Genomic DNA, 20,927 nt, shown 5'->3' with positions numbered 1-20,927 from the left:
CCCGCCGGGCTCCCGTGAGCCCGTGGTTCCCTGCGGTCGGCCCGGCCCGCATACTCGGAAAGTGACCGACAACGCCGCCGCCGGGCCGACGGCCACTACGGCCGGGCCGCCTGCCGCCGCCCAGGCCGCGGCCGTCTCCGGGAGCCGCGCGGCGCCCCCGCCGTACGACGCCGTCGTGCTGGCCGGCGGTGCCGCGCGGCGGCTCGGCGGGGCCGACAAACCCGGAGTGCGGGTCGGCGGCCGGGCCCTGCTCGACCGGGTGCTCACGGCCTGCGCGGGCGCTCGGACGACCGTCGTCGTCGCCGCGCCCCGGACCACCGCCCGCCCGGTGCGCTGGGCACGCGAGGAGCCGCCCGGCGCCGGACCGGTCGCCGCGCTGGCGGCCGGGCTGCGGGACACCACGGCCGAGCGCGCCGTCGTCCTCTCCGCCGACCTGCCCTTCCTGCGAGCCGGCACGCTGCACCGCCTGCTGACCGCCCTGGACGACAGCGGGGCCGACGGCGCGCTGCTCACCGACGCGGACGGCCGCGATCAGCCACTCGTCGCCGCGTACCGCACCACCGCGCTGCGCCGCGAACTGGCCGCCCTCGCCGCCGCGCACGACGGCCTCGCCGGGCTGCCGCTGCGCCGGCTCACCGGCGCCCTCAACCTCACCCGCGTCCCGGACCCGCACGCGTCCTTCGACTGCGACACCTGGGACGACATCGTCAACGCCAGGGCACGCATCAGGGAGCATGGGCACGTGTTGGATGAATGGATCTCCGCAGTCAAGGACGAGCTGGGCATCGACCTGGACGTCGACACGAACGTCCTGCTCGACCTGGCCCGTGACGCCGCGCACGGCGTCGCCCGGCCCGCCGCCCCGCTGACCACCTTCCTCGTCGGCTACGCCGCGGCTCGGGGAGAGGGCGGCCCCGAGGCCGTCGCCGAGGCCGCCCGCAAGGCCGCCGCGCTGGCCCTGCGCTGGGAGGAAGAGGCGGCGGAGGCCGGGAAAGGCGGGGGCCCGAGCGCCCCGGACGCCGGATGACCGCGCCCGGAATCCGGAACGGGGCACCCGTGGAGGACGGCGACGACCTCGACGTCGAGGAGGCCCTGGCCCTCGTGAGGGAGCCCAAGGACGACGGCACCGGCCCCGCACGGGACACGCGGCACGCCGAGCCGCACCCGCACGCCCCGGCGGAACGGCACCGCGCCACCCCCTGGCCCCAGGCCCGCGAGACCGCAGCCCGGGCCGCCCGGGCCGCCCGGTCCAGCCGCGCGGCCCGGCCCGCCGGAACGACCTCCGCGACCGGCCCCGCCCCCCGCCACACCCCCGTCTCCGTCCCCCTCGTCGACGCCCTCGGCCTCGTCCTCGCCGCGCCCCTCGACGCACTCACCGACCTGCCCTCCTTCGACACCTCCGCGATGGACGGCTGGGCGGTCGCCGGACCCGGACCCTGGGCGGTGCGCGAGGGGGGCGTGCTCGCCGGGCACTCCCAGCCCGCGCCGCTCACCGACGGCGAGGCCGTCCGCATCGCGACCGGTGCCCGCGTCCCCGCCGACACCACCGCCGTGCTGCGCACCGAGCACGGCCGCACGGACGCCCAGGGCCGGCTGCACGCCACCCGCGAGATGGTCCACGGCCAGGACATCCGCCCGCGTGGCCAGGAGTGCCGCAGCGGTGACCAGTTGCTGCCCGTCGGCACCCAGATCACCCCGGCCGTCCTCGGCCTGGCCGCGGCCGCGGGCTACGACACCGTCACCGTCGTCCCGCGCCCCCGCGCCGAAGTCCTCGTCCTCGGGGACGAATTGCTGACCGAGGGGCTGCCGAGCGAGGGGCTGATCCGGGACGCGCTCGGCCCCATGCTGCCGCCCTGGCTGCGGGCGCTCGGTGCCGAGGTCGTCGCGGTGCGCCGGATCCGCGACGACGCCAGGGCCCTGCACAAGGCGATCACCGCCTCCACCGCCGACCTGGTCGTCACCACCGGAGGCACCGCCGCCGGGCCACACGACCACGTCCACCCCACCCTGGAACGCATCGGCGCCGAACTCCTCGTCGACGGCGTGAAGGTGCGCCCCGGCCACCCCATGCTGCTGGCCCGCACCAGGGACGACCAGCACCTCGTCGGCCTCCCCGGCAACCCCCTCGCGGCCGTCTCCGGCCTCATCACGCTCGCCGAGCCGCTGCTGCGCACCCTCGCCGCGCGCCCCGCCCCGGAGCCGTACACGCTGCCGCTGACGGAGGCGGTACACGGGCACTCGTACGACACCCGGCTCGTCCCCGTGGTGCTGCGCGGCGACCGCGCCGTACCGCTGCACTACAACGGCCCGGCCATGCTGCGCGGCATCGCCGCCGCCGACGCGCTGGCCGTCGTACCGCCGGGCGGGGCCCGGCAGGGCGAGGAGACGGAGCTGCTGGACTTGCCCTGGGCGACCGGGGGAATCGGGGTATGTTTCACGTGAAACGTGGACGGCGACACACCCGACCCCGCCGGGATTCCGCAGGACGACACCCGAACGGCGGACGAACGCCCAGTCATCCACCGGGTGAAACTGCCGGTGAAGGTGGTGGAGCGCCCGCTGCGCCAGGTCGCCGAACGGCTGCGCATCGCGCCCCTGGGTGTGCTGTTCCACACGCCCGAGGCGCTGAAGAATCCGGCTCTTTCGTCAACCAGGCGGACGGTTGGGCGCAGTCGACTGCACGGGGGACTGAATGGTGATCAAGCGGTCTCCGGCCTGGAGGGTTCGAGCTCGGGGATCCGTGTAGTCCAGCAGTTCCTTGCGCCGCATGACGGCTACGACGAGATCAGGACTCTGGCGCGGAGAGCGTCCTACCTCCTCCGTGGACACCGGGCGCTCCACAAGATCCAGTCCGCTCCCGTACGTCATCAGGTCTTCCAGGACGTCCGCACGTACTGGACGTGGCCACGCCTAGCAGCCGGCCCGCCGAACTGGAACTGGTGATCACGGCGTTGGCGCCACTCTGCTTCAGTAGCGGAATATTCTCGTCTTCCCGTACGGCGACGACGATCGAGGCTCTCGTATTGAGCTGCCGAGCGGTGAGAGTGACCAAGGTCGCTGTGTCGTCGCGCTGGGCAGCCACGATGATGTGCGCCGCCCGGTGCAGTTCTGCGCTGCTCAGCGTCTCGGTGCGCGTGGCGTCGCCGTGGACTGCGACAAGCCCATCACCGGTGGCAAGGTCCACGGCCTTCTTCTGCGGGTCCACCACGACGATTTGGTCCCTCGACTTCCCCTGCCCCAGAAGAGTCTCGACGGCGTGACGGCCCTTTGTGCCATAGCCGACCACGACGACGTGATCACGGATACGTACGCGCCAACGCTCGATCCGGACCTGGTTCCGCGTGCGTTCGGTGAGGACCTCCAGCGTGGTGCCGACCAGGATGATCAGGAACAGGACGCGCAGGGGCGTGATGACGAGGATGTTGGTGAGCCGGGCCCCGTGGCTGACCGGGGTGATGTCGCCGTATCCGGTGGTGGAGAGCGTGACGGTCGCGTAGTACGCCGAGTCGAGCAGGTCCACTGTGCTGTCTGCGCTGTCTCGATAGCCGGTACGGTCCACCCAGACGAGCAGCGTCGTGAGGACGAGCAGCAGCAGAGCCAGAGCCAGACGCCGAAGTACCTGTTGCAGGGGCGGCAGCGTCGCTCCGACCGGCAAACGGACTGATTGACCGTCCTCGGTTCTCGACCAGTACCGGAGGGAGCGCAGGAGCGGGAGACGAGACTTGCCCGGCCCTGGTCGATGTGGGGCGCTCATCGTGCGTCTCCTCTGCTGTCGGTGTCGTGATGCTGGAGTCTGCTCCGACATCACCCGGTGTCGGACGAAGCGGCAGCCGACCTTTACGCCCAGCGGTCCCTGGCTCTGTCATGGTGAGGGACGGAGCTGAGGCGGTTCATGATTTCCTCGAACCAGACAGCAGCGATCCGGCCGCAATGGTCCGGGAGCCGGGACCCGGCTGCCGTCCAAGCAGCGCACCAGCCGACAGAGCAGCGGTGAAGCGGGGCCAAGCCAGCAGGACGATCGGATAGATGGCGTAGCCGACGCGGGTGGCGGGAGACAGCACGATCGCGAGGACCAGTCCGAGTGCCAGCCTGTCGGCGCCGGCCACGGCGGTCCGTGGTGGGCGGATCAGGAGCGAGAGACCCACAGCCATCGCGCTCAGCGCGATGAGGCCCATCGTGAGGGTTTTGCCGTGGGGGACCAGTACAGCGATCAGATGTCCCAGCAAGGGGCTCTGTGCGGACGATGCCGTGGGGCCGAGCCCCAACGGGTAGAGGACGACATTGCGGTAGAAGGCGCCACTGTCCACCAAGGCCACCGGCAGGACGGTGAACAGGGCGATTCCCACTGCCCCCGCCGCACTTTTGACCGCAGCACGCCACCCTCCGCGCACCGCCAGCACGGCGAGGAGCACCGGGATGGCTGGCCAGGCGGTCCACTTCAGCGCGGCCGCCGCGCCCAGAGCCAGCCCGGCACGTCCGGCATCGCCCCGCTGCGTGAAGGCCAGGGCCAGGCATGTCAATCCGATGACCGGTGGGTCCACACCACCGAAGGTGAGCGGCAGCGCGACAACGGGACAGGCGATCAGCCACAACACGCCTGTCCTGGCTGTGACTCCCTGCGGAGTGCTGATCCGGGTGGCGCCCGCGCCCAGGCCGTTGGTGAGCATCCGTAGCGCGCCCGCCACGGCTGCGAGGAAGCCGACGAGGAACCACAACCGGGCGCTGGAGAACGGAAGGCCGCCGCACAGCATGTGCGGTATACCGAAGACCGCCATGCCGGGAAGGTAGGGATTGAAGTCCCGCACCGCGTGCGGTGTGGGGTGGTACGGGCTACCGGAGGCGAACAGTAAGTCGGCCGCCCGCTCCACGACGCCGACCTCCATCTGTTCCTTGCTGATCACGGTCAGGTACAGCAGGGGCGCGACGACCCCACCGACGACCGCGACCACGGCGGGAGCCGGTGCCCACGGCGCGAACGACCTCGCTGCGACCAGTGCCGAGCAGCCGTACCCCAACGCGGCGGCCAGGCCCCATGCCTCCTGCGTGGTGCCGGTGGGTGACAGCAGGCCCACCGCGAGGGCGGACACGGCGCAGACCATCAACAGCGGCCAGTCCCAACGCCGTCCGGTGCGCGGCAGCTTGCCGGTGGTGGCTGTGGAGCCTGACTCCTGTGCGTGAACCGCAGTTGTCATCAGGCACCGCGCTTTCGCGGTATCCAGACGCCGGTGCCGACCGCATGGCGCCGCCATTGACACGTGCCGGATCCGGGGTAGTCGTGTGCCTTGCAACGGCCCGTGCGCAAGCAAGAGTTCACCGGCCGGACGGCCCGCTCCAGCTGGCATATCGAACCGGGGCACCAGGAGACCGATAACGGCCGACCTCGGACCGGACGACGCCCCAACTCGGCGATCCTGAAACTCTCGGCGTCGCCGCGCCCCGCCGGGCTGGTGTCCGTGGCCTTCTGTACGACAGCGAGCCCAATGGTCAGAGAGGAAACAAGGCCAGCGGATGACCAACGCGTGACCGGTGCGTTGTGCAAGGCCCTTGTCCATGGCGTTGGGGTACTTTCGAGGAAACGCTGGAGGTCCGTCTTGCGCGATCACACCGTCGTCGTCGGCTTGTCAGCCCCGGCAGCCAGAGCACGCCGCATCCCCGCCGACTGCCCGGAGACTGAGGGGAACCGTCGAGCGCCGCGAATCGCCCGGCCTGTCAGGGGGAGTAGCGTCGCGCACATGCATGCGATCACGATTCCCGAACCTGGTGGTCCCGAGGCGCTGGTGTGGGACGAGGTTCCCGATCCGGTGCCCGGCGAGGGCGAGGTGCTGGTCGAGGTGGTGGCCAGCGCCGTCAACCGTGCCGACGTCCTGCAACGGCAGGGTTTCTACAACCCGCCGCCCGGCGCCTCCCCCTACCCCGGCCTGGAGTGCTCCGGCCGGATCGCCGCGATCGGCACCGGAGTGTCCGGCTGGGTCGTCGGCGACGAGGTGTGCGCGCTGCTCGCGGGCGGCGGCTACGCCCAGAAGGTCGTCGTACCGGCCGGACAGCTGCTGCCGGTGCCGGAGGGCGTCGACCTCGTACAGGCCGCCGCGCTGCCCGAGGTGGCCTGCACGGTCTGGTCCAACGTGTTCATGATCTCCCATCTGCGGCCGGGCGAGACCCTGCTGGTGCATGGCGGGTCCAGCGGCATCGGCACCATGGCGGTCCAGCTGGCCAAGGCCGTCGGTGCCAAGGTCGCGGTGACCGCCGGGAGCAAGGAGAAGCTGGAGCGGTGCGCCGAACTCGGCGCGGACATCCTGATCAATTACCGGGAGCAGGACTTCGTCGCCGAGGTCAAGGAGGCCACCGGCGGCGCGGGCGCCGACGTCATCCTCGACAACATGGGCGCCAAGTACCTCGACCGCAATGTGCAGACCCTGGCGGTAAACGGGCGCCTGGCGATCATCGGACTCCAGGGCGGCGCCAAGGGCGAGCTGAACATCGGCGCGCTGCTGGCCAAGCGGGCCGCCGTCACCGCCACCTCGCTGCGGGCACGGCCCGTGGAGGAGAAGACGGCCATCGTCGCCGCGGTGCGCGAACACGTCTGGCCGCTGCTCGCCGGGGGGCAGGTGCGCCCGGTGGTGGACCGTGAGCTGCCCATGTCGCGGGCCGCCGACGCGCACCGGGTGCTGGAGGAGAGCGGTCACATCGGCAAGGTGCTGCTGGTGGCCCCGTAGGACCGCGCCGGGGCCTCAGCTCCTGCGCAGCCGGAGCGCCAGGAAGGCCAGGCCCAGGCCCAGGCCGATGAGGACGAGCCCGCTGCCGAGCGGCAGGATCCGCAGGGTCGGTTCGCTCGCGTCCTCGCTCGGCCGGGCGGCATTCTGCCCGGCCGAGTTGCCCGGTGTCCCCGTGGGATCGAGTCCCGCATCCTGGGGCGGGTGTGAGGCCGTCGGGGTCTCCGCGGTCTCCGGCTCCGCCGGCTGTGCGGCGGCAGAGCCGGGGACGGCGTCCTCGTCGCCCTCCACCTGCGCCCAGGGGCCGTCGTGCCGCCCCGGACGCAGCTTCCCCTCCCCGGCCCCGCTCCCCGCGCGGGACGGCTCGCCGGACGGCGCGTCGTACGGGGCGGAGGCGGAGCCCGAGGGCCGGGGCGCCGGTGCCGGGTGCTGCGGGTCGGCGCCGTCGTGGCCGCCCGCCGGGCGGTCCTGGTGATCGTGTCCGAAGTGGCCGGAGCCGGAGGTGTTCCCGGCCGCCGGAGCACCTCCGGCGCCGCCCGAGCCGCCCGGGTGACCGGAGGGGGAGGCCGTGGGCGTGGCGACGGCGGGGCGGCCCGCGGCGGGGGAGCGCGGGGGGCCGGCCTCGGCGGCGTACGCGGCGGTCGTGCCACAGGCGGGCAGGGCCGCCGTCAGCACGAACAGCAGCCGCAGACAGCGGTGGGTGAGTCGCAGCCTTGGAGTCACGTCGGTGACCTCCCGGAGCCCGCCTGGCGTGAGGGCGTGATCGATGATGAACCGACGCGAACAGCCTCACATCGCCGGACTCTCGGGGCATTCCGGATTGGGCCGACGGGTCTAAACGACGGTTCCGCCCCAGCGGGGGGCGCCACGGTGGTGAGGTGGGCGGATGCGAGAGAATGACGGCATGGAGATGCCGAGGAACGAACGATCGCCGGAGAATCCCCAGATCCTCGTCGTGGGCCAGGACGGGCTGGCGCTCGGCGGCAAAGGCGGCGGGGACGACGAATCCCGCGAGATTCCGGTCACCGAGCAGGTCGAGCAGCCCGCCAAGGTCATGCGGATCGGCAGCATGATCAAGCAGCTCCTGGAGGAGGTGCGCGCCGCTCCCCTCGACGAGGCCAGCAGGGTCCGGCTGAGGGAGATCCACGCCAGCTCGGTGAAGGAGCTGGAGGACGGCCTGGCGCCGGAGCTGGTCGAGGAACTGGAGCGGCTGTCCCTGCCGTTCACCGACGACGTCACCCCGAGCGACGCCGAACTGCGGATCGCGCAGGCACAGCTGGTGGGCTGGCTGGAGGGTCTCTTCCACGGGATCCAGACCACGCTGTTCGCCCAGCAGATGGCCGCGCGCGCCCAGCTGGAGCAGATGCGCCGGGCGCTCCCGCCGGGCGTGTCGGGCCCCGAGGGCGACGACCAGCACGCGGGCGGCCATTCGGGCGGCCCGTACCTGTAAGTCCGCGTACCTGTAGGTGCGTGCACCTATAGGTACGCGCACCTGGAGGCCCGTGTACCTGTAGATCGCGGACACGGGGAAGGGGCCCGGCGGTCGGTCACCGCCGGGCCCCTTCTCATGCGCGCGTCACTGCTGCGGCGGATTGCCCGTCGACACGCTCAGCTCGATGGTGCCCGGATCCTTCGCGTTCACATCCGTGCCCTCGGACGGGAACTGGTCGAGGACGGTCCCGTCGCCCCAGGTGTTGTCGTCCACCTTCTTGACCTGGAGGGTCCAGCCGGCGGCCTGGAAGCAGGCCTTCACGGAGTTGATGTCCTTGTAGCGGAAATCGGGGAGCTGGATCTTGTGGGGGTCGTCGTAGGACTCCTCCGGCTCCGTGCACTTGGTCTTGTCGATCACCCTGCTGGTGTCCGGGCCCCGGTAACCCGCCTGGTGGGGGGGCGACGCCGAGGTGCTGGCGCCGCCGCCTCCACCCGCGTTGTCATCGCCGCCGCCGCTGTTCATGGTCAGTGCGACGACCAGGCCGACGACGGCGACGAGCGACACCCCGATCGCCCCGGTGATCACGGCCTTGCTGCCCTTGCCGCCGCGCGAGCCGGACCCCTGCACGGCTGTCTGCTGCGGCTGCGCGTACGGCGGCGGCGTTCCCGGCCCGTAGCCCACCGGGGGCGTCTGGTAGCCCGCCTGCTGCGGATAGCCGTAGGACGACGCGGGCGTGGCCGGCGCCGGGGTCTGGGGGCCGTACGGTCCCGGCTGGTACGGCGTCTGCACCGGTCCGGGGGGCGTCTGCCGGGCCTGGTCGACCGGCGGGAACACCGCGGAGCCGACGCCCGCGCCGCTCTGCCGCGGACCGGCGTCCGGCGCGATGCTCGGCGCGGCCGCCTGGAGGGAGGCGGCGACCCGCAGGCATTCCTCGCGCATGGAGTCGGCGCTCGGGAAGCGCTCGTTCGGGTTCTTCCGCAGCGCGCGGGCGACCAGCGCGTCCACCGCCGGGGGCAGCGAGCGGTTGATGGAGGACGGAGCCACCGGCTCCTCCTGCACATGCGCGTACGCGATCGCCAGCGGGGAGTCCGCGTCGAACGGCAGCCGGCCGGTCACCAGCTGGAACAGCATGATGCCGACCGAGTACAGGTCGGAGCGGGCGTCCACCCCGCGGCCGAGGGCCTGCTCGGGCGAGAGGTACTGCGGGGTGCCGACGACCATGCCGGTCTGCGTCATCGACGTCACGCCGGACTGCATGGCGCGCGCGATGCCGAAGTCCATGACCTTGACCACACCGCGCTTGGTCACCATCACGTTGCCGGGCTTGATGTCGCGGTGGACCAGACCCATCTCATGGCTGATGTCCAGCGCCGCCAGCACGTCCGCGGTGACCTTCAGCGCCTTGTCGGCGGGCATGGCGCCGTACTGCCGTATGTCCTCTTCGAGGACCGAGCCCAGCGGGCGGCCCTCGACGTACTCCATGACGATGTACGGCGTCGCCAGGCCGCCCAGGTCGTCCTCGCCGGTGTCGAAGACGGAGACGATGTTGGTGTGCGTGAGCTTCGCCACGGCCTGGGCCTCGCGGCGGAAGCGCTCGCGGAAGGCCTGCTCCCGGCCCAGCTCGGTGTGGAGTGTCTTGATCGCGACCTGGCGGTCCAGCACGGCGTCGTACGCGAGGTGCACCGAGGCCATGCCGCCCTCGCCGAGCAAGTCGCGCAGCTGGTAGCGGCCACCGGCCAGACCCTGCCCCGCATACCGGCCGTGTGTGCCGTCCTGGCTCATCTCTCCGCGTCCCCCATCGGCCGTCCGGCACCCTGACGCGTCGCACAGGCCTTGATCGAATGTGTCATTCCCGGCCAAGTCTGCCCGAGGGCACTGACACGTCAAGCTCGGTGCCCGTTCCGTGACCGTACGGGCAGGAAGCGTCGCGCAAGCGTTACAGGGGGCGCGCGACCAGCACACAGAATTTGCACGACGGCCCGTGCTGAGGGTTTCATGGCCGGTCCGGCGCAGAGTCGGTCCCGGTTCCGGTTCCGAACCGGTGGCCCCCACGGAGGCTGTAGCGTGGCCGACGGAGACCGTGACAACACCGCGCGCACCGCGGGCAGAAACGACGGCGAGGACTGATGGCACAGACGCAGCGCGCCCAGGGCCCGTCCGACCCGGAGGCGTCTGGCGGCGGCGGCATGTCGGACGGACCGGAGAACTGGGGCAACTCAGGGCTGGTCGGCGACGGCCGCTACCGGCTCACGCACCGCCTCGGCCGGGGCGGCATGGCCGAGGTCTTCGCGGCCGAGGACGTCCGTCTGGGCCGTACGGTCGCGGTCAAGCTGCTCCGTGCCGACCTGGCCGAGGACCCCGTCTCCAAGGCGCGTTTCACGCGTGAGGCACAGTCGGTCGCCGGGCTCAACCATCATGCGATCGTCGCCGTGTACGACTCCGGCGAGGACGTCGTGGGCGGCCAGTCGGTGCCGTACATCGTGATGGAGCTGGTCGAGGGCCGCACCATCCGCGATCTGCTGATGAACGCGGAGGCGCCCGGCCCCGAGCAGGCGCTGATCATCGTCTCCGGCGTCCTGGAGGCGCTCGCCTACTCGCACCAGCACGGCATCGTGCACCGCGACATCAAGCCGGCGAACGTGATCATCACCGACAGCGGCGCCGTCAAGGTGATGGACTTCGGCATCGCCCGCGCCCTGCACGGCGCGCAGTCCACGATGACCCAGACCGGCATGGTCATGGGCACGCCCCAGTACCTCTCCCCGGAGCAGGCGCTCGGCAAGGCCGTCGACCACCGCTCCGACCTGTACGCGACCGGCTGCCTGCTGTACGAACTGCTCGCGCTGCGGCCTCCCTTCACCGGCGAGACCCCGCTGTCCGTGGTCTACCAGCACGTCCAGGACACGCCGATCGCGCCGTCCCAGGTCCTCGAGTCCTGCCCGCCGGAGCTGGACGGCCTGGTCATGCGCTCGCTCGCCAAGGAGCCGGACGACCGGTTCCAGACGGCGGAGGAGATGCGCGGCCTGGTCCAGTACGGCCTCCAGATGCTGTACGACCAGGGCGGCCACACCGGCACCTGGAACACCGGCCCGGTGGCGGCGCCCGACGGCCGGCACACCCCCGCGGGCGGCTTCGCGAGCACGACCGCCATGGCGCATCCGATGGCCGGCTCCGGCACCACGCAGATCCCGCAGCCGCTGCTGCCGCAGGGCTACGGCCACGGCGACGACGGCGGCTTCGAGGGGCACGGCAACAAGGGCAGCGGCCGCGGCAAGCTGTGGATCCTCGCCGTGCTCGCGGTCATCGCCATCGCGGCGGGCGTGGCGCTGGCGCTGAAGGGCGCGGCGGGTGGCGGCGGCGCCGGTACCGACACCAAGCCGCCGGCCACGCACACCAAGAGCACCGACGACGACTCCGCCAGTTCGAGCCCGAGCGACGAGAACACCGGGCCGTCCACGGACACCTCGACCGGCGACGGATCGAGCACCGGTTCCGGGTCCCAGTGGCCGCCGTCGTACTCGCCTCCGCCGTCCACCGGTGCCACCGACCGGTCGACGGGGCCGCAGCCCTCGTCGTCGCAGTCCACGGACACGACGACCGGTGGCGACACGACCGGTGACGGCACGGACGGCGGCACCAATACCACGGGTGGCGGTGGCACGAACGGCGGCACCGGAACCGGTACCACGGGTGGCGGTGGCACGAACGGCGGCACCGGCACCACGGGAGACGGCGGCACGGACGCGGGCAACACCGGTGGCTCCACCACCGACGGCAACGCGGCGTCCGGCGGGACGGCGGGACTGCCCACCGGGTGACGGGTGGCCGCCGCCTTTTGCCGGCGAGAACCCGGTAAACCCGCACATCCGCCCGCTCACCGGGTGAACGCGTCGCACACCGCGTCGTACTCCTGTGTCCACCACACCACGAGCGCCGAGGCGGCCGGGAACTGGCAGTCCGCGCGGGTGTCACCGCGCTCGTAGTGCCAGCGCAGCATCCAGAAGTCGTTCAGGCGCTCCCACCACACCCGGCGCACGGCCGCCGCCAGCTCGGCGGGCGTGACATCGGCCGCGCGCCGGTACGCGCGTGCGTACGCCCGCACCTTCGGTAAGTCCAGGGCGCCCGCGGGGCGCACGAAGAAGATCGCGGCGGCGCGTACGGCCTCCTCGGCGCGGGGCTGCACGCCGAGCCGGTCCCAGTCCACGATGGCCGCCGGAGCGCCGTCCTTGTAGAGCAGGTTGAACGGGTGGAAGTCGCCGTGCACCCAGCCGACCGGGCCGCCGGGCGGCGGGCGCCGGTCCGCGTGCCGCTCCAGCAGCAGCCTCCGTTCCCGCAGCCGGTGCCGGGCCAGCGCGTCGAAGGCGTCGGCCGGGCGGTGCCGGCGCACCCGCAGGAGCAGCTGGTCGATGAGCGTGAACGTGTCGGCCGGGTCGGCGCTCTCCACGGGATGCGGGCCGGCGGCCGGGCGGGTGCGTCCCTTGGGCGGCATCACGCGCTCCAGACAGGCGTGCACGGCGCCCAGCAGCGCTCCGAGGCGCGCGCTCTCCGAGCGGGTGAGCTGGCCGCCGTGGCGGTGTCCGCCGTCGATCCAGGGGTGCAGGGCGTAGGCGTGGCCGCCGACGACGGCGACGGTACGGCCCTCACGGTGCGCGAGCGGCACGGCGACCGGGACGCCGAGGGCGGCCAGGCGCAGGGTGGCCCGGTGCCGGCGCTCGATGGCGGCCGGGTCGGCGGTGTCGGGGTCGAAGTGGTGCTTGAGGAAATACCGGCCGCGCGTGGTGCACAGCCGGTAGCCGTGGTTGAGGAGCCCCTGGTCCACCGGTTCGCAGGCAAGGGGCGCTCCGGCGGCGTCGTACAGGCGGAGCAGGGCGCTCACAGGGGGCGCGTGGGTGGTGGGGGGTGGTACACAAGGGCGCGGCACGCCGCAGATGCTAAGGCACGAAAAACGCCCCGTGAGCTGGGCCTTTCACAGTCAGTCGTCGCCGGTCGCAATTGGTCACAGGGTGAACCGGGTCGAACGGTGGACATTCGCCTTGTCCGCGTCGGCCGTGCGGCCTTTCCGAGGTTTCGGAGTTTCCCTCCCGCGAAAGAACGCGAAGGCCGGTCTTCCCTCGGAGAACCCTTCCCGTCGCCTGGGTGACCGGGATAACGTTCGGGTGCTCCGGCCTTGCCACAAGGCTGTGACCAGCGCGCTTCCGGGTCACCTCGATTTACTTGGAAATCCAAGCAAAATCGCAGGTCAAGTGGGGTTTCACAGAAATGTGGAGCACTGGGTAACGTAATGGTCGCAGGGCGCTCGCCGGGGCACCTGTCACGCCTGTTCCCGGCCGAGTGGCACCCACCCCGTGCCCCGTGGTCGAAACAGGTGAGCCGCACTGGCCTACCGGCAACCCCGGGGGCCGGAACGACGGAGGAGCACACGTGACCGTGGACAGCAGTGCCGCGCGCAAGCGCAGCGCCGCAGGCAAGGCCGGCACGACCGGCAGCAAGACCGGCGCGGCCGGGACCAAGTCCGGAGCCACCGGCACCAAGCGCACCACCAGCACGACCCGGGCCCCGCGCGCCGGCGCGAAGAAGGGCACCGAGCCCGCGCTCGTGCAGCTTCTGACGCCGGAGGGCAAGCGGGTCAAGAACGCCGAGTACGACTCCTACGTCGCCGGCATCACCCCCGAAGACCTGCGCGGTCTCTACCGCGACATGGTGCTCACCCGTCGCTTCGACGCCGAGGCCACCGCCCTCCAGCGCCAGGGCGAGCTGGGCCTGTGGGCGTCCCTGCTGGGCCAGGAGGCCGCCCAGATCGGCTCCGGCCGGGCCACCCGCGAGGACGACTACGTCTTCCCGACCTACCGCGAGCACGGCGTCGCCTGGTGCCGCGGCGTGGACCCGACCAACCTGCTCGGCATGTTCCGCGGCGTGAACAACGGCGGCTGGGACCCCAACGGCAACAACTTCCACCTGTACACGATCGTCATCGGCTCCCAGACGCTGCACGCCACCGGTTACGCGATGGGCGTGGCCAAGGACGGCGCGGACTCGGCGGTCATCGCCTACTTCGGCGACGGCGCCTCCAGCCAGGGCGACGTGGCCGAGTCGTTCACCTTCTCCGCGGTCTACAACGCGCCCGTGGTGTTCTTCTGCCAGAACAACCAGTGGGCGATCTCCGAGCCGACCGAGAAGCAGACACGGGTGCCGCTCTACCAGCGCGCCCAGGGCTACGGCTTCCCGGGCGTGCGCGTGGACGGCAACGACGTGCTGGCCTGCCTCGCGGTCACCCGGTGGGCCCTGGAGCGCGCCCGCAACGGCGAGGGTCCGACCCTGGTCGAGGCGTTCACCTACCGCATGGGCGCCCACACCACCTCCGACGACCCCAGCCGCTACCGGGGCGACGAGGAGCGCCAGGCATGGGAGGCCAAGGACCCGATCCTGCGCCTCCGCCGCCACCTGGAGGCGTCAAACCACGCGGACGAGGGATTCTTCGAGGAACTCGAGGCCGAGTCCGAGGCGTTGGGCAAGCGAGTGCGCGAAGCGGTCCGCGCCATGCCCGACCCGGGCCACTTCGCCATCTTCGAGAACGTGTACGCGGACGGGCACGCGCTCGTCGACGAGGAGCGGGCCCAGTTCGCCGCCTACCAGGCGTCGTTCGCGGACGCAGAAGGGGGTCACTGAGATGGCCGAGAAGATGGCGATGGCCAAGGCCATCAACGAGTCGCTGCGCCGCGCCCTGGAGGCCGACCCCAAGGTCCTGGTCATGGGCGAGGACGTCGGCAAGCTCGGTGGCGTCTTCCGCGTCACGGACGGCCTCCAGAAGGACTTCGGCGACAGCCGGGTCATCGACACCCCGCTCGCCGAGTCCGGCATCGTCGGCACCGCGATCGGCCTGGCCCTGCGCGGCTACCGGCCGGTGGTGGAGATCCAGTTCGACGGCTTCGTCTTCCCGGCCTACGACCAGATCGTCACCCAGCTCGCCAAGATGCACGCGCGCTCGCTCGGCAAGGTCAAGATGCCGGTCGTCGTGCGCATCCCCTACGGCGGCGGCATCGGTGCGGTCGAGCACCACTCCGAGTCCCCCGAGGCCCTGTTCGCGCACGTCGCCGGCCTGAAGGTGGTCAGCCCGTCGAACGCGTCGGACGCCTACTGGATGATGCAGCAGGCCATCCAGAGCGACGACCCGGTGATCTACTTCGAGCCCAAGCGCCGCTACTGGGACAAGGCCGAGGTGGACGTCGAGGCGATCCCCGCCCCGCTGCACAAGGCCCAGGTGGTCCGCGAGGGCACCGACCTGACCCTCGCGGCCTACGGTCCGATGGTGAAGCTGTGCCAGGAGGTCGCCGCCGCGGCCGCCGAGGAGGGCAAGAGCCTGGAGGTCCTGGACCTGCGCTCGGTCTCCCCCCTCGACTTCGACGCCATCCAGGCCTCGGTCGAGAAGACCCGCCGCCTGGTGGTCGTCCACGAGGCGCCGGTGTTCTTCGGCTCCGGCGCGGAGATCGCCGCCCGGATCACCGAGCGCTGCTTCTACCACCTAGAGGCCCCGGTGCTCCGGGTCGGCGGCTACCACGCCCCGTACCCGCCGGCCCGCCTGGAGGAGGAGTACCTGCCGGACCTGGACCGCGTGCTCGACGCCGTCGACCGCTCGCTGGCGTACTGAGGGAGAGGGTCGTGACGACGATGACGGACGCGTCCGTACGCGAGTTCAAGATGCCCGACGTGGGCGAGGGCCTGACCGAGGCCGAGATCCTCAAGTGGTACGTCCAGCCGGGCGACACGGTCACCGACGGCCAGGTGGTGTGCGAGGTCGAGACCGCCAAGGCGGCCGTCGAACTGCCCATCCCCTACGACGGCGTGGTCCGCGAGCTGCGGTTCCCCGAGGGGACCACGGTCGACGTGGGAACGGCGATCATCGCGGTGCAGGTGGCGGGCGGGGCCCCGGCTCCGGCCCCCGCACAGCCCGAGGCGGCGCCCGCGGCACCGCAGGCTCCGGCCCCGGATCCGGAGGCCCCGGCCGGGGAAGCGAAGCCCGCGGCCCGGCAGCCGGTCCTGGTGGGCTACGGCGTGGCGACCTCCGCCACCAGGCGCCGCCCCCGCAAGGGCCCCGAGGTCACCGTCCCGGCCCCGGCCGCCGAGCCCGAGCTGAACGGCCACGCCCCGGCGGCGGGCAGCCCCCGCCCGCTGGCCAAGCCCCCGGTGCGCAAGCTGGCCAAGGACCTCGGCGTCGACCTGGCCGCGATCACCCCGTCCGGCCCGGACGGGATCATCACGCGCGAGGACGTCCACGCGGCGGCCGCGCCCCCGGCCACCCCCGCCGCCGCGCCCGCGCAAGCGGCGGCCCCGGCGGCTCCCGCTCCCGTGACCACGTACGACGGCGCCCGGGAGACCCGCGTTCCCGTCAAGGGCGTGCGCAAGGCGACCGCGGCGGCGATGGTCGGCTCGGCGTTCACGGCCCCGCATGTCACGGAGTTCGTGACGGTGGACGTGACCCGCACCATGAAGCTGGTCGAGGAGCTGAAGCAGGACAAGGAGATGCAGGGTCGGCGGGTCAACCCGCTGCTGCTGATCGCCAAGGCCCTGCTGGTCGCCATCAAGCGCAACCCGGACATCAACGCGTCCTGGGACGAGGCTAACCAGGAGATCGTGCTCAAGCACTACGTCAACCTGGGCATCGCGGCGGCCACCCCGCGCGGCCTGATCGTCCCGAACATCAAGGACGCGCAGGCCAAGACGCTGCCGCAACTGGCCGACGCGCTCGGCGAGCTGGTGTCCACCGCGCGCGAGGGCAAGACCTCCCCGTCCGCCATGCAGGGCGGCACGGTGACGATCACCAATGTCGGCGTCTTCGGCGTCGACACCGGCACGCCGATCATCAATCCGGGCGAGTCGGCGATCCTCGCCGTCGGTGCGATCAAGCTCCAGCCGTGGGTCCACAAGGGCAAGGTCAAGCCGCGCCAGGTGACCACCCTCGCCCTGAGCTTCGACCACCGCCTGGTCGACGGCGAGCTCGGCTCCAAGGTGCTGGCCGACGTGGCCGCGATCCTGGAGCAGCCGAAGCGGCTGATCACCTGGGCGTGACCGACCCTCGCGCCTGAACCCGGAGGCCCTGTGGAGCGATCCACAGGGCCTCGGTCATGCCGCCGTCTCCGGCGAAGGGTCAGCGCACGTCGACGTAGTCGTAGGCGTCCGCGACGGAGGAGGTGCTGTTACCGGCGTAGTGGAAGCGCCAGGTGCCGTCCACCGAAGCGGTGACGGTGGTCTTCAGGTAGCCGGTGGACGAGCTCTTGATCGTCTTCACCGTGCTGTAGGTGCTGCTGTTCGCCGGCTTGAACTGGAGCTGGACGGACTGGCTGCCGTAGCCGTAGTACTTCAGGTACGACCAGCTGGCGCGGTTCAGGGTGCCGCTGACCGTGATGGTCCTGCCCTTGGTGACGGGCTCCGGAGCGGCGTTGAAACCGCTGAAGCTGGCGGCGCGCTTGACCCAGCGGTTCTTGTAGAAGTCCTTCTCGACGTAGTCGCCGTTGTTGGCCTCGGCGTAGACGGCCACGTTCCACCGGCCGTTCAGGGCGCTGTCGTAGAGGTCGGTGCCCGCCGTGGCCGTGATGGTGATCTTGCAGGTGGCGGACGTGGCGCTCCAGTGGTCGCACGTGGCGGCGTTGTCCGTGTAGAGCGCGCCGTCGAAGCCGCCCTGGTCCAGGCTGTCGCCGTGCCACAGGATGGCGTCCGCGGTGGAAATCCCGGACGGGTCGGTGGCCGTGACGTAGATGTTGAAGGTCTTCTTGCCGACGCCGACGACGACGTCCTGGTTGGCGTTGTCGGTGACCTTGGTGATGGTGATGTCGCCGTTGGTCTCGTCGGCCGGCGCGTTGCGTCCGACGGACGGCTTCGAGGTGAAGCCCTGCGGGATCTTCGGGCTGTCCGCCGCCTGCGCGGCGGGAGCGAGAAGCGCGGTGAGCGCCACGGCGCCGGACACCGTCGCGGCGGCCAGGCTGGCACGAATACGCATCTGTTTTCCCCACTGGAGAGAGCCGCGCGCAGGACGCATGGGGGGTATGCGGGCTCTGAACGATGTAGTGAGCCTGTTGGCTCGCAAGAAAGACACGTGACACCTACGAACGGTTGTACGCCTCACCGACTTTTTCTGAACCGGACGTGGCCATCACGTCAACACCGCTTCGGGACGTGGCCGGAGTTCGCCGGTGGACCGGGCGGCAAAAATACGCCTGCCGTAGTTTGAGGCCGTGATCACGGGGGAGCGGAGCCGGGCTCGGCATGCGAGGAAAAGGACGGCGGGCCAGGGCGGCCTCGCGCGATCGTCGCTCATGATGGCCGTGGGGACCGTGGTCTCCCGCGCCACGGGGCTGGTACGGAACGTGTTGCAGGCCGCCGCGCTCGGCACCGCACTGCTGGCGAGCACGTACAACACGGCCAACACAGTGCCGACCAGCCTGTACACGCTGATCGTCGGAGGGGCGCTCAACGCGGTGCTGGTTCCGCAGTTGGTGCGGGCGCGGGCCACGCACGCCGACGGCGGACGGGCCTACGAGCAGCGGCTCGTGACGCTGGTCGTCAGCGTGCTGGCCGTCGGGACGGCGCTCGCGGTGTGGGCGGCGCCGGACATCGTCGGCCTGTACATGCGGGACAGTCCGGGGCGGCACCAGGCATATCGACTGACGGTCACCTTCGCCCGGTTCCTCCTCCCGCAGATCTTCTTCTACGGCCTCGCCGCCATCTACGGCCAAGTGCTCAACGCACGTGAGAAGTTCGGCGCGATGATGTGGACGCCGGTGCTCAACAACATCGTGCTGATCGGCATGTTCGCGGGCTATCTCGGCCTCATGACCGTCCCCCGGACCGTCGCCGAGGTCACCGACGCCCAGGTGCGCTGGCTCGGCATCGGTACCACCGCCGGGCTCGCCGTACAGGCCCTCGCGTTGATCCCCTTCGCGCGCGCCGCGGGTTTCCGGTTCCGGCCGCGCTTCGACTGGCGCGGTACCGGCCTCGGCTCCGGGGTGCACGCGGCCAAGTGGACGCTGCTGTTCGTGCTCGCCAACCTGGTGGCGCTCGCCGTGGTCACCAACTACGCCAACGCCGCCGACCAGGCGCTGCCGAAGTCCGGCGTCGGGTACACGGCGTACAGCTACGCCCAGACCATCTGGATGCTGCCCCAGTCCATCGCCACCGTCTCCCTGGTCACGGCGCTGTTGCCGCGCATGAGCAAGGCGGCGGCGGAGGGCCGGATCGCCGACCTGCGCGCGGACCTGTCACGCGCCCTGCGGATCAGCGGAGTGGTCATCGTGCCGGCCGCCTTCCTGTTCACCGCGCTCGGCCCGGACATCGCCCGGCTGCTTTTCGCCCACGGCGCCGCCGACGCGGCCTCCGCCCTGCCGCTCGGACACATGCTCCAGGCGTTCGGACCGGGGCTGATCCCGTTCTCCGCGCAGTACTTGCTGCTCCGCGGCTTCTACGCCTTCGGGGACACCCGTACGCCCTTCTACATGGCCGTGTGGATCGGCCTGGTGAACATCGCGCTGGCCACCGCCTGCCATCTGCTGCTGCCCGCGCGGTGGGCGGTGACGGGCATGGCCGGCGCCTACGCGCTCTCCTACCTCGTGGGATGCGCCCTCACCGCCCGACTGCTGGCCCGCCGCACCGGCGGCAGGCTCGACGACGGGGCCCTGCGCTCGACGTACACGCGCTTGCTGGGTGCGGGGGCGGGCGCGGCGGCGGCGGGCTGGGCGGCCGCGCGCGGGTGCGCCCGCGTGGCGGGCGACGGCGGTACGGCCGCCACGACCCTCACCGTCGTCGCGGGCACCCTCGCCATGGCCCTGGTCTTCCTGGCCCTGGCCCGCGCCCTGCGCATCCCCGAGCTCCGCCGGCTGCCGGGGCTGCGCTGATCCCTGATCCGGTCCGCGCACGGACCCTGACGGCAAGTCAGGGATGGTTCAGGGTCTCGCCAGGGGTGTCACGGATGGTGAGCGCCCGGTGGCGGGCGGCACGCTGATGGCATGACGAAATCCACTGCCACCGGGCCCGGTCCGGGTCCTGCCCGCCGCTTCCCCTTCCTGCGGCGCGTGTCCGACGCACGTCGCGCCGCCGCCCTCGCGGGTGCGGCTGTCCTCGCCGGTACGGCGGCGGTGTGCGCGCCGGGCGTCGCCTACTCCGCGCCGAGGGCCGCCGCGTCTCCTGTTCCCGCGACCGACTTCCGCGACTGCCCGCCGCTGCCCGGCGGAGTGGACCCCGGCCGCTGGAGATGCGAAGTACACACGGCGGCAACGGTGTTGACCATGGGCAAGGTGACGGTGCGATTCGCCCCCATCACCATGACCCACGCCGAGGGCCCCATGCCGGACGGCGGCAACGGGCAGGTGTGGGGCGCGATGCACAGCACGCCGGCGACCGTCCCCGGGGTCCGGGGCCTCGCGATACAGCCCGAGTACGGCGGCCGGTCCGACGCCTACACCGGCACGTTCAGCCTCCGCTTCCGGCTCCTCGACCCCCTGCTCGCGCCCGGCTGCACCATCGGCGCCACCGCCCCCGTCGACTTCCGGATGAAGCGCTCGGGCCCCTCCACGTGGGTCTCCCAGGACCCGCCGCTGATCGAGTTCTCGGCTTACGACGACACCTTCACCGCCCCCGCCGCCGAGCACTGCGGACCGCTCACCCCCCTCGTCAACCACCGCCTGGGCCTGCCGGCGGCCGGAGGGAACCTGATGACGTACGACGCGTCGTACACCTTCAAGACCTACGACCAACTGTCCCGAATACCGACGCGGTAGCAGGACCAGCGCACCGGAACG

The 20,927-nt window shown here is 71.8% G+C and carries 15 protein-coding genes and 1 pseudogene; 10 read left to right on the top strand and 6 right to left on the bottom strand.

Going from position 1 to position 20,927, the window contains the following annotated elements; genetic code table 11:
• Positions 1–61 precede the first annotated feature (61 nt).
• Positions 62–1,027 (top strand): NTP transferase domain-containing protein, encoded by a 966-nt coding sequence (locus ACE4Q9_RS16385; RefSeq protein ID WP_397984972.1) that lies wholly within the window; start codon positions 62–64, stop codon positions 1,025–1,027.
• A complete protein-coding gene (locus ACE4Q9_RS16380) occupies positions 1,024–2,442 on the top strand; it encodes a molybdopterin molybdotransferase MoeA (RefSeq protein WP_397984971.1) in 1,419 nt (472 codons plus the stop codon). Before ACE4Q9_RS16385 ends, ACE4Q9_RS16380 begins: the two co-directional genes overlap by 4 nt.
• 204 nt (positions 2,443–2,646) lie before the next feature.
• Here ACE4Q9_RS16380 and ACE4Q9_RS16375 read toward each other — a convergent pair.
• Both ACE4Q9_RS16375 and ACE4Q9_RS16370 read right to left on the bottom strand, forming a co-directional pair.
• A pseudogene (locus ACE4Q9_RS16375) lies at positions 2,647–3,754 on the bottom strand (potassium channel family protein).
• Positions 3,755–3,890: 136 nt separating this feature from the next.
• Positions 3,891–5,192: a glycosyltransferase 87 family protein gene (locus tag ACE4Q9_RS16370; RefSeq protein WP_397984970.1), complete on the bottom strand. Its 1,302-nt coding sequence runs from the start codon at positions 5,190–5,192 to the stop codon at positions 3,891–3,893.
• A 540-nt stretch (positions 5,193–5,732) separates the two neighbouring features.
• On the opposite strand from ACE4Q9_RS16370, the gene ACE4Q9_RS16365 reads away from it, so the two are divergent.
• On the top strand, positions 5,733–6,713 hold the full coding sequence (locus tag ACE4Q9_RS16365; protein WP_397984969.1) for an NAD(P)H-quinone oxidoreductase: 981 nt from the start codon (positions 5,733–5,735) through the stop codon (positions 6,711–6,713).
• Positions 6,714–6,728: 15 nt separating this feature from the next.
• Here ACE4Q9_RS16365 and ACE4Q9_RS16360 read toward each other — a convergent pair whose 3' ends face one another.
• Entirely contained in the window at positions 6,729–7,433 is a 705-nt protein-coding gene (locus tag ACE4Q9_RS16360; RefSeq protein ID WP_397984968.1) for a hypothetical protein, read from the bottom strand.
• Positions 7,434–7,614: 181 nt separating this feature from the next.
• On the opposite strand from ACE4Q9_RS16360, the gene ACE4Q9_RS16355 reads away from it, so the two are divergent.
• Positions 7,615–8,160: a bacterial proteasome activator family protein gene (locus ACE4Q9_RS16355; protein ID WP_397987238.1), complete on the top strand. Its 546-nt coding sequence runs from the start codon at positions 7,615–7,617 to the stop codon at positions 8,158–8,160.
• 126 nt (positions 8,161–8,286) lie between these two features.
• Here ACE4Q9_RS16355 and ACE4Q9_RS16350 read toward each other — a convergent pair whose 3' ends face one another.
• A complete protein-coding gene (locus tag ACE4Q9_RS16350; RefSeq protein WP_397984967.1) occupies positions 8,287–9,924 on the bottom strand; it encodes a protein kinase in 1,638 nt (545 codons plus the stop codon).
• A 344-nt stretch (positions 9,925–10,268) separates the two neighbouring features.
• Between ACE4Q9_RS16350 and ACE4Q9_RS16345 the strand changes: the two genes are divergently transcribed.
• The gene (locus tag ACE4Q9_RS16345) at positions 10,269–11,960 is read left to right on the top strand and encodes a protein kinase (protein ID WP_397984966.1); all 1,692 of its coding nucleotides are present in this window, start codon (positions 10,269–10,271) and stop codon (positions 11,958–11,960) included.
• Positions 11,961–12,016: 56 nt separating this feature from the next.
• Here the strand turns inward: ACE4Q9_RS16345 and ACE4Q9_RS16340 are convergent, their stop codons facing one another.
• Positions 12,017–13,018: a phosphotransferase gene (locus ACE4Q9_RS16340; RefSeq protein ID WP_397984965.1), complete on the bottom strand. Its 1,002-nt coding sequence runs from the start codon at positions 13,016–13,018 to the stop codon at positions 12,017–12,019.
• A gap of 545 nt (positions 13,019–13,563) precedes the next feature.
• Here ACE4Q9_RS16340 and pdhA point away from each other — a divergent pair.
• The 3 genes from pdhA to ACE4Q9_RS16325 are packed head-to-tail and all read left to right on the top strand — an operon-like array spanning position 13,564 to position 17,205.
• A complete protein-coding gene (pdhA, locus tag ACE4Q9_RS16335) occupies positions 13,564–14,808 on the top strand; it encodes a pyruvate dehydrogenase (acetyl-transferring) E1 component subunit alpha (RefSeq protein ID WP_397984964.1) in 1,245 nt (414 codons plus the stop codon).
• 1 nt (position 14,809) lies between these two features.
• A complete protein-coding gene (locus ACE4Q9_RS16330; protein WP_397984963.1) occupies positions 14,810–15,787 on the top strand; it encodes an alpha-ketoacid dehydrogenase subunit beta in 978 nt (325 codons plus the stop codon).
• Positions 15,788–15,798: 11 nt separating this feature from the next.
• Positions 15,799–17,205, top strand: a complete 1,407-nt coding sequence (locus ACE4Q9_RS16325; RefSeq protein WP_397984962.1) for a dihydrolipoamide acetyltransferase family protein — start codon at positions 15,799–15,801, stop codon at positions 17,203–17,205.
• Between the two features lie 79 nt (positions 17,206–17,284).
• Here ACE4Q9_RS16325 and ACE4Q9_RS16320 read toward each other — a convergent pair whose 3' ends face one another.
• On the bottom strand, positions 17,285–18,133 hold the full coding sequence (locus ACE4Q9_RS16320) for a DUF5707 domain-containing protein (protein WP_397984961.1): 849 nt from the start codon (positions 18,131–18,133) through the stop codon (positions 17,285–17,287).
• Between the two features lie 235 nt (positions 18,134–18,368).
• On the opposite strand from ACE4Q9_RS16320, the gene murJ reads away from it, so the two are divergent.
• Together murJ and ACE4Q9_RS16310 are read left to right on the top strand one after the other, a co-directional pair.
• Positions 18,369–20,024 carry a murein biosynthesis integral membrane protein MurJ gene (murJ, locus tag ACE4Q9_RS16315; protein WP_397984960.1) on the top strand — a complete coding sequence of 552 codons (1,656 nt, stop codon included), beginning with the start codon at positions 18,369–18,371 and terminating at the stop codon, positions 20,022–20,024.
• A 111-nt stretch (positions 20,025–20,135) separates the two neighbouring features.
• Positions 20,136–20,906, top strand: coding sequence for a hypothetical protein (locus tag ACE4Q9_RS16310; RefSeq protein WP_397984959.1), 771 nt, complete (start codon positions 20,136–20,138; stop codon positions 20,904–20,906).
• Positions 20,907–20,927: the final 21 nt, after the last annotated feature.

The organism is Streptomyces sp. AM6-12 (genome assembly GCF_044327085.1).
Lineage (GTDB): Bacteria > Actinomycetota > Actinomycetes > Streptomycetales > Streptomycetaceae > Streptomyces.
Note: the sequence above shows the minus strand (reverse complement) of the source record. Positions and strands in the feature narration are given on the sequence as shown.

What these genes read in the sequence shown, in the direction of transcription:
- ACE4Q9_RS16380 (WP_397984971.1), top strand. Translation starts at nt 1,024, where the DNA reads ATGACCGCGCCCGGAATCCGGAACGGGGCACCCGTGGAGGACGGCGAC.
- ACE4Q9_RS16355 (WP_397987238.1), top strand. Translation starts at nt 7,615, where the DNA reads ATGGAGATGCCGAGGAACGAACGATCGCCGGAGAATCCCCAGATCCTC.
- ACE4Q9_RS16345 (WP_397984966.1), top strand. Translation starts at nt 10,269, where the DNA reads ATGGCACAGACGCAGCGCGCCCAGGGCCCGTCCGACCCGGAGGCGTCT.
- ACE4Q9_RS16320 (WP_397984961.1), bottom strand. Translation starts at nt 18,133, where the DNA reads ATGCGTATTCGTGCCAGCCTGGCCGCCGCGACGGTGTCCGGCGCCGTG.
- ACE4Q9_RS16370 (WP_397984970.1), bottom strand. Translation starts at nt 5,192, where the DNA reads ATGACAACTGCGGTTCACGCACAGGAGTCAGGCTCCACAGCCACCACC.
- ACE4Q9_RS16365 (WP_397984969.1), top strand. Translation starts at nt 5,733, where the DNA reads ATGCATGCGATCACGATTCCCGAACCTGGTGGTCCCGAGGCGCTGGTG.
- ACE4Q9_RS16310 (WP_397984959.1), top strand. Translation starts at nt 20,136, where the DNA reads ATGACGAAATCCACTGCCACCGGGCCCGGTCCGGGTCCTGCCCGCCGC.
- ACE4Q9_RS16350 (WP_397984967.1), bottom strand. Translation starts at nt 9,924, where the DNA reads ATGAGCCAGGACGGCACACACGGCCGGTATGCGGGGCAGGGTCTGGCC.
- ACE4Q9_RS16330 (WP_397984963.1), top strand. Translation starts at nt 14,810, where the DNA reads ATGGCCGAGAAGATGGCGATGGCCAAGGCCATCAACGAGTCGCTGCGC.